Annotated in this window: 14 protein-coding genes and 1 tRNA gene; 12 read left to right on the top strand and 3 right to left on the bottom strand. The window is 55.0% G+C overall.

Translation table 11 applies throughout. From position 1 onward, the window contains the following. The first annotated feature begins 43 nt into the window (after positions 1-43). The 6 genes from ACR0L3_RS10065 to ACR0L3_RS10090 all read left to right on the top strand — a co-directional run bounded on the left by ACR0L3_RS10065 (position 44) and on the right by ACR0L3_RS10090 (position 4,298). Positions 44-508, top strand: a complete 465-nt coding sequence (locus ACR0L3_RS10065; RefSeq protein ID WP_480745583.1) for a hypothetical protein — start codon at positions 44-46, stop codon at positions 506-508. Between the two features lie 252 nt (positions 509-760). Next, complete coding sequence (locus ACR0L3_RS10070) at positions 761-1,975, top strand: glycosyltransferase family 4 protein (RefSeq protein WP_480745584.1); 1,215 nt, start codon at positions 761-763, stop codon at positions 1,973-1,975. 53 nt (positions 1,976-2,028) lie between these two features. Further along, entirely contained in the window at positions 2,029-2,844 is an 816-nt protein-coding gene (locus ACR0L3_RS10075; protein WP_480745585.1) for a glycosyltransferase family 2 protein, read from the top strand. 430 nt (positions 2,845-3,274) lie between these two features. Beyond that, complete coding sequence (locus ACR0L3_RS10080) at positions 3,275-3,667, top strand: thermonuclease family protein (protein ID WP_480745586.1); 393 nt, start codon at positions 3,275-3,277, stop codon at positions 3,665-3,667. Positions 3,668-3,917: 250 nt separating this feature from the next. Continuing rightward, a complete protein-coding gene (locus ACR0L3_RS10085; RefSeq protein ID WP_480745587.1) occupies positions 3,918-4,064 on the top strand; it encodes a hypothetical protein in 147 nt (48 codons plus the stop codon). Positions 4,065-4,133: 69 nt separating this feature from the next. Next, positions 4,134-4,298, top strand: a complete 165-nt coding sequence (locus ACR0L3_RS10090) for a hypothetical protein (protein WP_480745588.1) — start codon at positions 4,134-4,136, stop codon at positions 4,296-4,298. 86 nt (positions 4,299-4,384) lie between these two features. On the opposite strand, the gene ACR0L3_RS10095 is transcribed toward ACR0L3_RS10090, so the two are convergent. Then, a tRNA-Pro gene (locus ACR0L3_RS10095) sits at positions 4,385-4,461 on the bottom strand. Positions 4,462-4,564: 103 nt separating this feature from the next. Beyond that, positions 4,565-5,680 (bottom strand): THUMP domain-containing class I SAM-dependent RNA methyltransferase, encoded by a 1,116-nt coding sequence (locus ACR0L3_RS10100; RefSeq protein WP_480745589.1) that lies wholly within the window; start codon positions 5,678-5,680, stop codon positions 4,565-4,567. Between the two features lie 287 nt (positions 5,681-5,967). Between ACR0L3_RS10100 and ACR0L3_RS10105 the strand changes: the two genes are divergently transcribed. Genes ACR0L3_RS10105 through nqrF form a run of 6 tightly spaced genes read left to right on the top strand, consistent with a single transcriptional unit; the run spans position 5,968 to position 11,828 of the window. Beyond that, entirely contained in the window at positions 5,968-7,311 is a 1,344-nt protein-coding gene (locus ACR0L3_RS10105) for a Na(+)-translocating NADH-quinone reductase subunit A (protein WP_480745590.1), read from the top strand. 5 nt (positions 7,312-7,316) lie between these two features. Then, a complete protein-coding gene (locus ACR0L3_RS10110; protein WP_480745591.1) occupies positions 7,317-8,525 on the top strand; it encodes an NADH:ubiquinone reductase (Na(+)-transporting) subunit B in 1,209 nt (402 codons plus the stop codon). Beyond that, positions 8,518-9,333, top strand: a complete 816-nt coding sequence (locus ACR0L3_RS10115) for a Na(+)-translocating NADH-quinone reductase subunit C (RefSeq protein WP_480745592.1) — start codon at positions 8,518-8,520, stop codon at positions 9,331-9,333. Before ACR0L3_RS10110 ends, ACR0L3_RS10115 begins: the two co-directional genes overlap by 8 nt. Further along, positions 9,333-9,986, top strand: coding sequence for an NADH:ubiquinone reductase (Na(+)-transporting) subunit D (locus ACR0L3_RS10120; RefSeq protein ID WP_480745593.1), 654 nt, complete (start codon positions 9,333-9,335; stop codon positions 9,984-9,986). Before ACR0L3_RS10115 ends, ACR0L3_RS10120 begins: the two co-directional genes overlap by 1 nt. Next, on the top strand, positions 9,986-10,594 hold the full coding sequence (nqrE, locus tag ACR0L3_RS10125; RefSeq protein WP_039526851.1) for an NADH:ubiquinone reductase (Na(+)-transporting) subunit E: 609 nt from the start codon (positions 9,986-9,988) through the stop codon (positions 10,592-10,594). The genes ACR0L3_RS10120 and nqrE overlap by 1 nt, the downstream gene beginning before the upstream one ends. A 10-nt stretch (positions 10,595-10,604) precedes the next feature. Beyond that, positions 10,605-11,828 (top strand): NADH:ubiquinone reductase (Na(+)-transporting) subunit F, encoded by a 1,224-nt coding sequence (gene nqrF, locus ACR0L3_RS10130; RefSeq protein WP_480745594.1) that lies wholly within the window; start codon positions 10,605-10,607, stop codon positions 11,826-11,828. 37 nt (positions 11,829-11,865) lie between these two features. On the opposite strand, the gene tviB is transcribed toward nqrF, so the two are convergent. Beyond that, positions 11,866-13,149 (bottom strand): Vi polysaccharide biosynthesis UDP-N-acetylglucosamine C-6 dehydrogenase TviB, encoded by a 1,284-nt coding sequence (gene tviB / locus ACR0L3_RS10135; protein ID WP_480745595.1) that lies wholly within the window; start codon positions 13,147-13,149, stop codon positions 11,866-11,868. Positions 13,150-13,172 lie beyond the last annotated feature (23 nt).

Genomic DNA, 13,172 nt, shown 5'->3' on the forward strand with positions numbered 1-13,172 from the left:
ACCCGATTAACTTACACGCCATAAAACGTTGAGCTGTACAAACATGATTACTGAGCGACTACGCCGCTTGATTCAGCTTGGCAGGATCATCATCACCAAAGGCCCAAACCGATCCCGACGGCGCGATGAGACGAAGCTCAGGGATGTGCGCCGACGGAACCAGCTCGTGCACTTTATGAGCCCAACCAAAACAATTTACACCCAGAATAACGACATTGCGGATCCGGTCGCTTTTCGGTTGTTCCCATCCAAAGAGGTCAAACACCCCCTGCCCATGTCTCCAATTGCCGGGCGGTCAACATGGAGCAGGCTGATACGTCCGGCCCAACCCATCTCGACCGAGCTTTGCCTTCAATCCCGCGACCATGTCGACGACGTGCACTCCACAGGTCAAGCAGCGCCGGACCGCGCTCAATCACCTGTGCGTTCTCGAAAGCCCGCATGCCGCCATTTAAAAGCGGGCAGTGTCTGGGCCATCAAACAGCGCAGCCGTATCGTCATGAACTGAAACCGGTCAGCACTTGCCGTAGGCCGCGATCTGATTGGACAGGGCCGGAACGACCAGTACCCCGAGTCCGGCGCGCCGATATCGCGGGCTGCCTCAAGCGCTTAGCTTGACGCGTGAAAGCACGGCGGCTACAGCCTTTGTGAATGGCAAGAATTCTCTGTAGGCGAAATTTTTAATGGCCGTCAAAAGCGCACCAACTGAAGCAAAGGCTTGAGTTTGCCCGACCAAGGACCAAGTTCAAAGGTTACGATTTTGTCAAAAAGGCCCATACGAGTCGCATTTGGCTCCGTTCCAAAAGACGGTGGCACATTTACCTTCTATCGCAATTTGCGTCCCGCCTTGCGACCTTATGGTATCGAATTGTACTGCGCTAGTGTTGGACGCGCCGAAGCCCGGCTTTGGGAGTCTGCCTATGCAGATGAAGGTTGCGTTCTGCTGGCGCCACGTAGTCTGGATCTCAAGCGTCAGGCCCAAGCCGTTGTCGAATGGTGCGAAGACCAGCAGATCGACATCATCATGGGGATCAATTCGGGCGGCATACTATCTTCCTTCCCACATCTACCGCAACGGGTGCGTGTGATGGCACGATGTGCCAATGCCTTCGACGAAGGATATCGCGTGACCATGGCTGGGCGCGCGCGTTTGACGCGGATCGTCGCGTTGAGCCCGCGCCTGCAAGTTGACCTTGTGCGCGACTATGGGGCCGACCCGAACATCATGAGACTCATACCAAACGGCATCGCACCAGATCGCTTTGATGTGGCCGCAGGCAACACCAGAGGATCTGGCAACAAACTTGAGTTGGGATTTTTGGGGCGGCTGGAGCATGGTCAAAAAGGCGTCATGCATCTGCCCGGTATCGTTCAGGCTTTGCAGGCCCGCAACGTGCCATTCCGGCTCCGAATCGCAGGCAAAGGGCGTGACCGGGATAAACTGGAGGCGGCGATGCAAGAAGCTGTTGCCGCCGGACATGTCACCTTTGTTGGCGCGTTGGACCCGGAGCGGATTCCAGAATTTCTTGGCAGAACTGATATTTTTGTTTTTACGTCACGTTTCGAGGGCATGCCAAATGCCTTACTTGAAGCCATGATGGCCGGGGCAGTTCCGGTCTGTTTCAACATCGACGGCATCACGGATTTCATGATCGATCATGAGCGCACTGGAATACTCGTGGCGCAGCAAGACGTTGAAGGGTTTGCCGAGGCTGTGAGCGGGCTGAACACTGACCGCGCGAAATTGCAAAATATGCATAGTTCTGTGGCGAGCGAAGCGCGCGCGCGGTTTACCAACGCGACTGCGGCGCAACATTATGCCGATCTTTTTCGCGGCATTATGTCAGAGCCCGCACCGCGATGGACCCCGCGACCATGGTCCGATTTTGTACCCGACGAAAACTTCCCACAAACTTGGCGACGTTTTATCCCACCTAGTGTGAAAGAGTGGCTGAAGCAGCACATGCGCCGGTAACTGGTGACGGGTTTCTTGAAAACCAAAAGGGCCATAGCGAAGATGATCTTGTCATGAAACAGCTTTCCATCAGCGCTGTCATCATCACCCGGAATGAGGAGCGCAATCTGCCCAGTTTCCTGGCCAATGTTCTGCCATTGGCGGACGAGGTCGTGATTGTTGACGATGGCTCGACCGATGCGACCCTGCGTTTGGCCCACGAGGCCGGACCGAAAGTACGGGTTGTATCTCGTCGAATGGATAACGGCGGTTTCGCCGCACAGCGAAATGCCGGTCTGGCCGAAGCGCAAGGCGACTGGATCCTCAACATGGATTGCGACGAACGCCTGTCGCCCCAATTGATCGATGAGCTTCGGGCCGTTTTGCCAGCCAGCACGCTGAACGCCTATAAATACACGCGGCTGAATTACTTCATGAATCGGCCGATGCGACATGGCGGCTGGAATACATGGAACCGGCCGCAGATTGCCCGCGCCGGCGCGCATCGGTTTGAAGGTCGTTTGCATGAACGCTGCGAGATTGACGGTGGCGACGCAATGACCGGGCAATTGACTGGGTTGATGCATCATCTGAACGATTTCAACCTCGCACAACGTTTTGACAAAAGCGCCAGATACACATCAATGGAAGCTGATCGCGTCTCAGCAGCCGGCCCCGTTCGCGCGCGCGACCTGTGGTGGCGGCCACTACGCGAGTTCGGCAAAAAATACGTAGCTCAACAGGGCTTTCGCGATGGCACGCCAGGCTTCATCTCCGCCATCCACTCCGCAACCGCTATGTTCAGGGCCTATGCTCTGGCCTGGGACCAGCAAAATGCGGTGCCACGGGACCGGATCGAGGTACAATGCAATTCCCGGTCCCAGCCCTGACGGCGGCCCGCCCACGATTCAAACAGTTGGCCATCCAAGAGAACGACCAAACTGGTGCGGAACCGGTGATCTGGGGCAAAAAAATTGTATGACCATTATTCGGATCGGAAGCCGATCTACTTTGAAACGGAGCACCGCAATTAACCAACAGCGCTGGCCGAAACCCGCATGAGGCAAAAGGGCAAACGGATGAGCTTTTGGACGACTATTATAGGAGTCTAGCGGGGCCAAATTGGTCAACGCCCTCACCATCGCCAGACCCAACACCACCTGTTTCTGAGTATGACGGCACCACGATGATAACCAGCTCAGGAGGGCAGGTTCTCGTTTGGAGGCGACGACGTAGAGCATAAGCCCGGCCCAAGTGGTCGGGCGTTCTTTTTTGCGTTTTAGGGGTGAAGTCTTAAACCGGATTCCTTATATCTTAGGCATGTTTAGATTGATTTTTGCATTGGCCCTCTGTGCCACATCTGCCGCCGCTGGTTCCCTTCACGTTCGAGACGCTGACACCATCGTTGTTGATGGGACTCCGGTAAGACTAAACGGCGTTGATGCGCCTGAACTCGGAACACAATCCGGGCAACAAGCTAAGCGCTGGATGGTCAACTATCTGCGCGGGAAGTCCATTTCATGCGACCTGAACGGTGAACGCACTTATGATCGTTGGGTTGGCGTTTGCTACGCCGATGGTCAGGACATAGGAGCCGCTGTTATCGCCGCAGGACACGCTTTAGATTGCGCTCGGTATTCCGGTGGTCGATACAGGCACCTAGAAACCCCCGCAGCCAAATCACGGCTTAGACGGGCTGGGTATTGTAGGTGAGAGTTTGGACTCTGGGTTCACAGTGAGGGTGCGCGTTTATGCGAAAATAGCACCCACCAACATCGCCATGAGGACCACACTCGAAGAAGTCGAGAGTGTCAGCAAATAGTACAACATATGACTTTTAAATCCCACTCATTAAACACGTTCCGCATCTTGGTTGTCGAGGCGGCGTGTTTCAGAATACAGCAACGCAACTGAACCGGTGAGTAACGCAGTGTTTAGGCCACATTAATAATAAAGGGTAACCATGAAATCGGCAGTGCGCGCGTCCTATGAGCGCTACATAGCGAAAATTGAGGCAGAGCTTGAAGCGTGTACGGACGATGAGCGCCGTGCAGTCTTAGTGCGTGATCTAGAAATAGAACGCGCACTGCTGGCAAGACTGGAACAGTAACCAGTTTTGCCGCATATCTGAGGTATGCACGTTCTCTATCTCACATGCCCCCAATGCGGTCACACGGGAATGACCCGCAGCGCCAAGGCTATTGAGCCTCACAAAGCCGCGCGCCGATTCCGGCTGAAGTCTACCAAGTGCAACCACGCGGGAACCTCTGACCAGTTCAAAGCAACCCTGTCCTATTGCGTGGATGTGAACCCTTACCGGCAGAGTGAGAAGGTCGAGGAATAGGGGTAAATGTTACCGCAATCACTCACATGTGAGTAAAACTCGGGGATTTTGAGAGGGGAAGGATCAGCGTAGGTATCTGATTTTATTGGTCGGAGTGAGAGGATTCGAACCTCCGACCCCTGCCTCCCGAAGACAGTGCTCTACCAGGCTGAGCTACACTCCGACCGTGGCGCGTGATCTATACCTCGGGATTTGGGTGTGCAAGGGGTTTTTGGGACCAATCAGGGGAATTCTTTGAGGGTGATATCTTGCTCTGATCAGCGCTTTTAGGGCAGGGGGTCAGTGCGATATAGCCTGATTTTCGTACCGCCATGGTCCACGACGGGTCCCGCAGGAAGCATAGGCAAGCGTGTGGCGCGGGCTAGCGAATGATTGCTTGTTACAATCCCAACTCGCCAGCCATTGAACCGAGACATCAGGACCTTTCCAAAGCTTCCGTAAAGCGAGCGCAGGCGCTTTTCGTCGCCAATTCTGGCTCCGTATGGTGGGTTGACGATCACCAGTCCAGTGGGACCTTCAGGCGGTTTGATGTCGCTGACCGTTCGGTTCTGGAATCTTGTGTTCATGGAAACTCCGGCGCGATCCGCATTGGTGGTTGCGGTCTCAATTGCCCCCGCGTTGCGGTCCGAACCGTAGAACACTGTCTCAGTTTCAGTGTGTGTGCCATCTGCGCGCAGTTTGGCCCAGGTTTTCGCGTTGAAATCTTTCAAATCTTCGAATGCAAAGTTGCGAGAACGGCCGGGGTTTAGTCGCAGTGCAATCTCGGCTGCCTCAATCACAAAAGTGCCTGAGCCACACATTGGGTCCAAAACGGGTTCGGACCCATCAAAACCGCATTCGCGCAGGAACATCGCCGCCATCGTTTCGCGCATCGGTGCCTTGGCTACTGCCGGTTTATGGCCACGTTTGTGCAAGGGCTCACCCGAGGTGTCGATTGAAAACGTACAGATGTCCTTATCAATACGGAGCAGAACACGCAGGTTCGCATCCGGCGATATCGGTGCCCCAAGCGTTTCCGCAATAGCACGCTCGACTCTTTGCCGAGCGGCACCCGCGTGGTAGATTCGGGACTTGCGACTTGTAGCCTCGACTTTGACCGGAATGTCTGGGCGCAGAAAGTCGGACCAAGGGAACTTACGCGACCTCTTGTCAAGCTGCGCCAAGTGAACCGCCGGGAAGCTGCCCAATCGAACCAACACTTTGTTGGCCCCCCGCAAACATAAATTGGCGCGCCAAACGTCCGACCAGCCGCCGTGGCAACTTATCCCGCCAGGAACGATTTTCGCGCCAGCGAATCCCTTCTCGACGGCCTCGGCGTGTAGAGGCGCCTCAAGCCCCGGAGTGGCGATCAGAAATATCTCAAGGTCGTTGTTTTGTTCCATTTGCCGTGATTACACTGGAAGCTTTCCGTGTGCGACCGACAATTTTTGATGCGGCAAAAGCAAAATTTCAAAGGAAAGTGACAATTGGTGGGGAAATTGGGCCGCAACGGGTTTGCCTTTGTCAGCATCCCCGCGTAAACGGTGCCAAATTAGAATTTCGCCCGCGGATTTTTAACGCATTCCGACGCTTTTGCGAGGACTGTGCGGAAAACACGCGTTATTGTCTTGCCCAGAAATGGGTATGACGAAACAGGCGCAGATAAAGAGGCTTGGAAGACCGTAGCGACATGCAAACTTTCAAACTGAAAAAAGGGTTGGAGCTTCCGGTGCAAGGTGCGCCAGATCAAACCATCCAACCGGGACCTGAGTTTAGGACAGTTGGGGTATTGGGCGGGGATTACCTGGGCCTGAAGCCGCAAATGTTGGTTCAGGAAGGGGACGACGTTCAGCGCGGCACGCCGCTGTTCAGACATAAGGATGCTCCGGACGCGATGATGGTCGCGCCGATGACCGGTAAGATCGTTGCGATCAACCGTGGCGCGCGTCGTGTTTTGCAGAGCGTTGTTATCGAAGTTTCGAACCCGAACGATGCGGGGCTGGATTTTTCGGCCGTAGGTGATGCGAGCAGCGCCGAGGGTGTGACCGAGAAATTGTGCGCCGCGGGTCTTTGGACCGCATTCCGCACACGGCCATACTCGAAAATGCCGGAACCCGGCACCAAGCCTGCGGCCATCTTTGTGACTGCGATGGATAGTGAGCCTTTGGCTGCGGATGCGGCTGTGGTTATCGCCGATGCTGGAGAGGCGTTTGCGTCTGGCCTGGCCGCGATTACCAATTTGACCGAAGGAAAGACCTACCTGTGTCATAAGGACGGTGACTCTGTTCCAGGTGCGGAAGTGCAGGGTGTCGAAGTCGCTGCATTCTCGGGGCCTCATCCCTCTGGTCTGGCAGGTACGCATATTCACTTCCTTGAGCCGCTGGTAGGTGACAAGCAAGTATGGACCATCGGGTATCAGGATGTGATCGCGATTGGTCGTCTAGTGCAGACCGGTCATCTGGACCCGAATGTTGTGGTCGCGTTAAGTGGTCCGGGTGCGCGTCAGCCACGGCTGATCCGCACTGCCATGGGGGCTTCGACTGACGACTTGACCAAAGATGAAGTTAACGTGGATGGGACGCCGCGGATCATCTCGGGGTCGATCCTGTCCGGAACGCAGGCCGATGGACCGACCGCCTACTTGGGTCGGTTCGCGCGCCAAATCACCATTATCCGAGAAGATCACGATCAAATTCCGATGGGCTGGATTCGCCCGATGCCATCGAAATTCTCGGTACAGCCGGTTTTGGGATCAGCGTTTTCGCAAAAGCTGTTCAATCTGACAAGCAACCTGAACGGTGGTCGTCGTGCCATGGTGCCGACGGGCGTTTTTGAGAGCCTGATGCCGCAAGATTACCTGCCGACGCAGCTGCTGCGTGCGCTGCTGGTGATGGATACCGATAGTGCGCAGGCATTGGGCGCGCTTGAGTTGGACGAAGAGGATCTGGGCCTTGTGGGCTTTGCCTGTCCAGCAAAATATGAATACGGGTTAGCGCTGCGCGACTGCCTGACTAAGATTGAAAAGGAGGGCTGATCCAAATGGGTTTGCGCAACTTCTTCGATCGGATTGAGCCGAACTTTACCAAGGGCGGCAAGTACGAAAAGCTCTTCCCCATTTACGAGATGGTGGAAAGCTTTATCTACACTCCGAAAACTGTCACCACCGTTGCGCCGCATGCGCGGTCCTTCATCGATATGAAGCGGATCATGACCTATGTCGTGATTGCGACGATACCCTGCATTTTATGGGGGATGTGGAATACTGGCTATCAAGCCAACACTGCGATCGCCGCGCTGGGTCCGGATTCGGCCATCGGCTGGCGCATTGCTATTCTGCAAGCGTTTGGCATTTCACTGGACCCGTCCAGCATATTTGCCAACGTGATGCACGGGTTCATGTATTTCCTGCCTATCTATCTGACAACACTGATTGTCGGCGGTATCTGGGAGGTCATTTTTGCCACTGTCCGTGGCCATGAGGTGAACGAAGGCTTCCTTGTAACCTCGATGCTATACACTCTGATCCTACCTGCCTCGGCCCCGTTGTGGCAGGTGGCCTTGGGAATTTCGTTCGGTGTGGTTGTCGGCAAAGAGGTATTTGGCGGTACCGGTAAGAACTTCCTTAACCCTGCGTTAGTGGGGCGGGCTTTTTTGTACTTTGCCTATCCGGCGAATATGTCCGGAGACACAGTGTGGACTCCGGTTGACGGTTTCTCGGGCGCAACGGCGTTGTCGGTTTCGGCATCAGAAGGCTATCAGGCGCTGGCTTCCGAAGGTTTGACCTGGTGGAACGCCTTCATGGGCTTTATGCAGGGCAGCTTTGGTGAAACGTCGACACTGGCCTGTTTGATCGGCCTCGGGTTCCTGCTGATGACACGGATCGCGAACTATCGTCTTATAGTTGGCTGTCTGGCAGGTACGATCGGTTTTACCCTTTTGCTGAATCTGATTGGGTCGGACACCAATCCAATGTTCGCAATGCCGTGGTATTGGCACATTGTAATAGGCGGTTACGCCTTCGGATTGGCCTTTATGGTGACCGAGCCGGTATCGGCCAGTCACACGAATATGGGGCGCTACATTTATGGCGCGCTAATCGGTGTCATGGTTGTGATGATCCGTGTCCTCAACCCGGCATTCCCCGAAGGCATGATGCTTGCAATCCTGTTCGGTAACGTCTTTGCACCGCTGATCGACTACTTCGTCGTTCAAGCAAACATTAAACGGAGGGCGCGTCGCCATGTCTGATACGCAATCCCAAGAACCAAAAGGCGCGATTGCCAAGTTTCTGGCGGCCTCGCCGGATTCCGTTGGTAAAACGATCATTGTTGCCGTTGCTGTCTGCCTCGTGGCCTCGATGGTCGTGTCTTCGGCCGCTGTCAGTCTGCGCCCTGTCCAACAGGCAAACGCGCTGAAGGACAGGCAGGTCAACGTTTTGCAGGTGGCGGGTGTATATGAACCGGGCGTCAATGTCTCAGAGGCTTTCGCCGCGTTCGAACCGCACGTACTTGAGCTGTCCTCGGGCGAATTCGTTGATGAACAGTTCGATCCCGCCACGTTCGACGACATCGCTGCTGCTAGCGACCCTGAGCTGAGCGTTGCGCTTGACGATGACCCGGCGGGAATTGGTCGTAAGTCCATGTACCGCGTAATTTATCTGCTGCGTGACGATGCGGGTGATCTGGACAAGGTGATTTTGCCGCTGCACGGCTACGGTTTGTGGTCCACGCTTTATGGCTTTATCGCGTTGGAAAACAACGGCAACGATATCTACGGCCTGCAGTTCTATCAGCACGGTGAGACACCTGGCCTTGGGGCTGAAGTTGACAATCCGCGTTGGAGGGCATTGTGGAACGGCAAGAAGCTGCGCGATGAAGCCGGCGATCTGCAGATCACCGTCTCCAAATCGCAACCAGCTGCAGGCCCTGATTTTTATGTTGATGCACTGGCCGGCGCCACGCTGACGTCAGTCGGTGTCGATAACCTGGTGAAATTCTGGATGGGCGATGCGGGCTACGGCCCCTTCCTGGCCAAACTGCAAGCAGGAGAGTTCTGATGTCCCAGACCAAGAAAGAAATGCTGGTCGATCCGCTTGTCGACAACAACCCGATCACCTTGCAGGTGTTGGGTATTTGTTCGGCGCTTGCTGTGACATCGTCGCTACAGGTGTCTTTGGTAATGGCGCTGGCGGTGATCTTCGTGACATCGTTCTCGTCCTTCTTCATCTCGTGCCTGCGCAACCAAATCCCCGGTTCGATCCGGATCATCGTGCAGATGGTGATTATCGCCTCGCTGGTGATCTTGGTGGACCAGATCCTGAAAGCCTACGCGTTTGAGATTTCCAAGACGCTGTCAGTTTTCGTTGGCCTGATCATCACGAACTGTATCGTGATGGGCCGCGCCGAAGCGTTTGCGATGAAGAACCCTCCGGTCGCGTCCTTCATCGATGGCATGGGCAACGGCATGGGCTACGGCCTGATCCTGCTGCTGGTCGGCTTTATTCGTGAGCTGTTCGGTGCCGGATCACTGTTCGGTGTTACCATTCTACAGACGGTGAACAATGGTGGCTGGTACGTGCCAAATGGTATGTTGCTTCTGCCACCGTCGGCGTTCTTCATCATCGGTCTGATCATCTGGGCCTTCCGCACATGGAAGCCGAACCAGGTGGAAGAACGTGAATACAAAATTCAGCAGGTAGAGGCCCACTAATGGAAGGTCTTATTTCACTGGCCGTAAAGGCCATCTTCGTCGAAAACCTTGCGCTCAGCTTCTTTCTGGGGATGTGTACCTTCATCGCCGTATCCAAGAAGATTTCGACCGCGTTGGGTCTGGGGATTTCGGTCATGGTGGTGCAGGCGATTACCGTGCCTGCAAACAACCTGTTGTTAAACTACTTGCTTAAACCAGGCGCGCTGGCTTGGGCCGGTTTCCCGGACGTGGACCTGACCTTCCTTGGCCTGATCTCTTACATCGGAGTGATCGCAGCCATGGTGCAGATCCTTGAGATGGTGCTCGATAAGTATTTCCCACCGCTCTACAACGCGCTGGGGATCTTCTTGCCGCTGATCACGGTGAACTGCGCCATTCTGGGTGGCTCGTTGTTTATGGTCGAGCGCGACTATAATTTCGCCGAGGCTACTACTTACGGCTTGTCTTCCGGCTTTGGCTGGGCGCTGGCAATCACAGCGATGGCAGGTGTGCGCGAAAAGTTGAAATACTCGGACATTCCTGACGGCCTGCAGGGGTTGGGGATCACCTTCATCACCGCAGGATTGATGGCGATGGCCTTCATGTCCTTCTCAGGCGTGAAACTGTAAGGAGGCGTCGATGGAAACTTTTGGCCTAGGCGTCGTCCTCTTTACATTGATCGTTATCGCGTTGGTGACGATCATTCTGGCGGCGCGCTCTAAACTGGTCTCGACCGGTGATGTGAACATCACCATCAATGGCGAAAAAACTATTTCAGTACCTGCCGGCGGCAAACTGTTGCAAACGCTGGCGGCTGAAAAGCTGTTCGTGCCGTCCGCGTGCGGTGGCGGTGGTACCTGCGCACAGTGTCGGGTGAAGGTGCATTCCGGCGGTGGTTCGATTCTGCCGACAGAAGAAAGCCACATCACCAAGCGTGAGGCTGCCTGTGGCGACCGCCTGTCCTGTCAGGTTGCGGTCAAGCAGGACATGGATATCGAAGTTCCCGAAGAGGTCTTTGGCGTCAAGAAATGGGAATGCACCGTTCGTTCGAACGAGAACGTGGCAACTTTCATCAAGGCGCTCACATTGGATCTGCCTGAAGGCGAAGACGTGAATTTCCGCGCCGGTGGCTACATTCAGATCGAAGCTCCTGCGCACCAGTTGAAATACACTGACTTCGACGTGGAAGAAGAATATCGCGAAGATTGGGACAAGTTCAATTTGTGGCAGTACGAATCCGTAGTGAACGAGCCGATCGAACGTGCCTATTCGATGGCGAACTATCCGGACGAAAAGGGCATGATCATGCTGAACGTCCGCGTGGCATCGCCGCCACCCGGATCAGAAGGTATCCCGGCCGGTCAAATGTCGTCCTATATCTTCAACTTGAAGCCGGGCGATAAGGTCACGATCTCAGGTCCGTTTGGCGAATTCTTTGCCCGCGAAACCGAAAAAGAGATGGTCTTTATCGGCGGTGGTGCCGGTATGGCGCCGATGCGCAGCCACATCTTCGACCAACTCAAGCGTCTTGAGAACCGCAACCGCAAGATCAGCTTCTGGTACGGTGCGCGCTCGAAGAAAGAGATGTTCTTTGTCGAGGATTTCGACAATCTGGCCAAAGAGTTCGACAATTTCGAATGGCACGTCGCCCTGTCGGATGCACAGCCCGAGGACGATTGGAAGGGCTATACCGGCTTCATCCACAACGTTCTGTTCGAGGAATACCTCAAGAACCACCCCGCGCCCGAGGATTGCGAGTTCTACATGTGTGGACCGCCAATTATGAACCAGTCGGTGATCAACATGCTGCTGGATCTAGGCGTGGACCGCGAAGACATCATGCTCGACGATTTCGGCGGGTGAGAAATGAAAAACCGGCGCTTCAAGCGCCGGTTTTTTCTTAAAGTCTCAAATCGCTGGCCTCTTTAGGCAGGCAAGACTTCACATCATAGAGTATCGACTGTTCCTTTCCGTAGGAACGGATTTGCGCCGGGTCCAGAGCTTTAAATTCTTGATGCGCCACGGCGAGAACAATGCCGTCATAGGCACCGGCCTGCGGCGCAGAAATCAAAGAAATCCCGTATTCTGCTTGCGCCGCTTTGCTGTCGGCATGGGGGTCGTGGACATCGACGGAAATTCCATAGTCCTTTAGTTCGTCGATGATATCGACGACGCGAGTATTGCGCAGGTCAGGGCAGTTTTCCTTGAACGTCAACCCCATGACCAAAACGCGCGCAGCGGCCACGTTGACACCATCGCGCATCATCCGCTTGACCAGCTGTGAAACGACATAGCTGCCCATGCTGTCGTTTAACCGTCGCCCCGCTAAGATAATCTGAGGGTGGTGACCAACCGCTTCGGCCTTGTGGGTCAAATAATAGGGATCGACGCCGATACAATGACCGCCCACCAGGCCGGGCTTGAAAGGCAGGAAGTTCCACTTTGTACCAGCCGCTCGCAGAACGGCCGCGGTGTCTATATCCATCCGGCCAAAGATCATCGCCAATTCGTTGACCAGAGCAATGTTTAGGTCGCGCTGCGTGTTTTCGATAACTTTGGCTGCCTCGGCGACCCGAATGCTCTCGGCTTTATGCGTTCCAGCGGCGATGATCCGCGCGTACAGCGCATCCACCAAATCGGCCACTTCGGGTGTGGAGCCTGAGGTCACTTTGCAGATATCAGATATCCGGTGCGTCTTGTCACCGGGGTTAATCCGCTCGGGGCTATAGCCGACGAAAAAGTCTGTGTTGAATTCCAGTTTTGACGCACGCTCAAGAACGGGCACGCAATCTTCCTCGGTAGCGCCGGGATAAACAGTGGATTCATAGATGACCAGATCACCCGGTTTCAACAACTCGCCAACCATATTCGAGGCGTTGAGCAACGGTGAAAGATCAGGCTGCTTACCAGCTGTGATTGGCGTAGGCACAGTTATGATATAGGTGTCGCAGGCCGCCAAATCAGCCAGATCAGTTGTAAACACCAACCCAGATGCGGCAGCCAGATCATCAGGCTCGACCTCTTGCGTCGCATCCTGTCCTGAGCGTAGATCGGCTATCCGGCTCGAGTTGATGTCGAAGCCAACGACCGGGCCAATCTTACCGAAGGCCACCGCCAGGGGCAGGCCAACATAGCCCAGGCCGATCACCGCGATCCGACGAGAGTTCGGGTTGGTTTCAAACATCCAAAAACCTCAGGCAAACACGA

The sequence above is a fragment of the Ruegeria sp. CK1 genome (genome assembly GCF_056536545.1).

What these genes read in the sequence shown, in the direction of transcription:
- ACR0L3_RS10065 (WP_480745583.1), top strand. Translation starts at nt 44, where the DNA reads ATGATTACTGAGCGACTACGCCGCTTGATTCAGCTTGGCAGGATCATC.
- ACR0L3_RS10075 (WP_480745585.1), top strand. Translation starts at nt 2,029, where the DNA reads ATGAAACAGCTTTCCATCAGCGCTGTCATCATCACCCGGAATGAGGAG.
- ACR0L3_RS10080 (WP_480745586.1), top strand. Translation starts at nt 3,275, where the DNA reads ATGTTTAGATTGATTTTTGCATTGGCCCTCTGTGCCACATCTGCCGCC.
- ACR0L3_RS10085 (WP_480745587.1), top strand. Translation starts at nt 3,918, where the DNA reads ATGAAATCGGCAGTGCGCGCGTCCTATGAGCGCTACATAGCGAAAATT.
- ACR0L3_RS10090 (WP_480745588.1), top strand. Translation starts at nt 4,134, where the DNA reads ATGACCCGCAGCGCCAAGGCTATTGAGCCTCACAAAGCCGCGCGCCGA.
- ACR0L3_RS10100 (WP_480745589.1), bottom strand. Translation starts at nt 5,680, where the DNA reads ATGGAACAAAACAACGACCTTGAGATATTTCTGATCGCCACTCCGGGG.
- ACR0L3_RS10105 (WP_480745590.1), top strand. Translation starts at nt 5,968, where the DNA reads ATGCAAACTTTCAAACTGAAAAAAGGGTTGGAGCTTCCGGTGCAAGGT.
- ACR0L3_RS10110 (WP_480745591.1), top strand. Translation starts at nt 7,317, where the DNA reads ATGGGTTTGCGCAACTTCTTCGATCGGATTGAGCCGAACTTTACCAAG.
- ACR0L3_RS10115 (WP_480745592.1), top strand. Translation starts at nt 8,518, where the DNA reads ATGTCTGATACGCAATCCCAAGAACCAAAAGGCGCGATTGCCAAGTTT.
- ACR0L3_RS10120 (WP_480745593.1), top strand. Translation starts at nt 9,333, where the DNA reads ATGTCCCAGACCAAGAAAGAAATGCTGGTCGATCCGCTTGTCGACAAC.
- nqrE (WP_039526851.1), top strand. Translation starts at nt 9,986, where the DNA reads ATGGAAGGTCTTATTTCACTGGCCGTAAAGGCCATCTTCGTCGAAAAC.
- nqrF (WP_480745594.1), top strand. Translation starts at nt 10,605, where the DNA reads ATGGAAACTTTTGGCCTAGGCGTCGTCCTCTTTACATTGATCGTTATC.
- tviB (WP_480745595.1), bottom strand. Translation starts at nt 13,149, where the DNA reads ATGTTTGAAACCAACCCGAACTCTCGTCGGATCGCGGTGATCGGCCTG.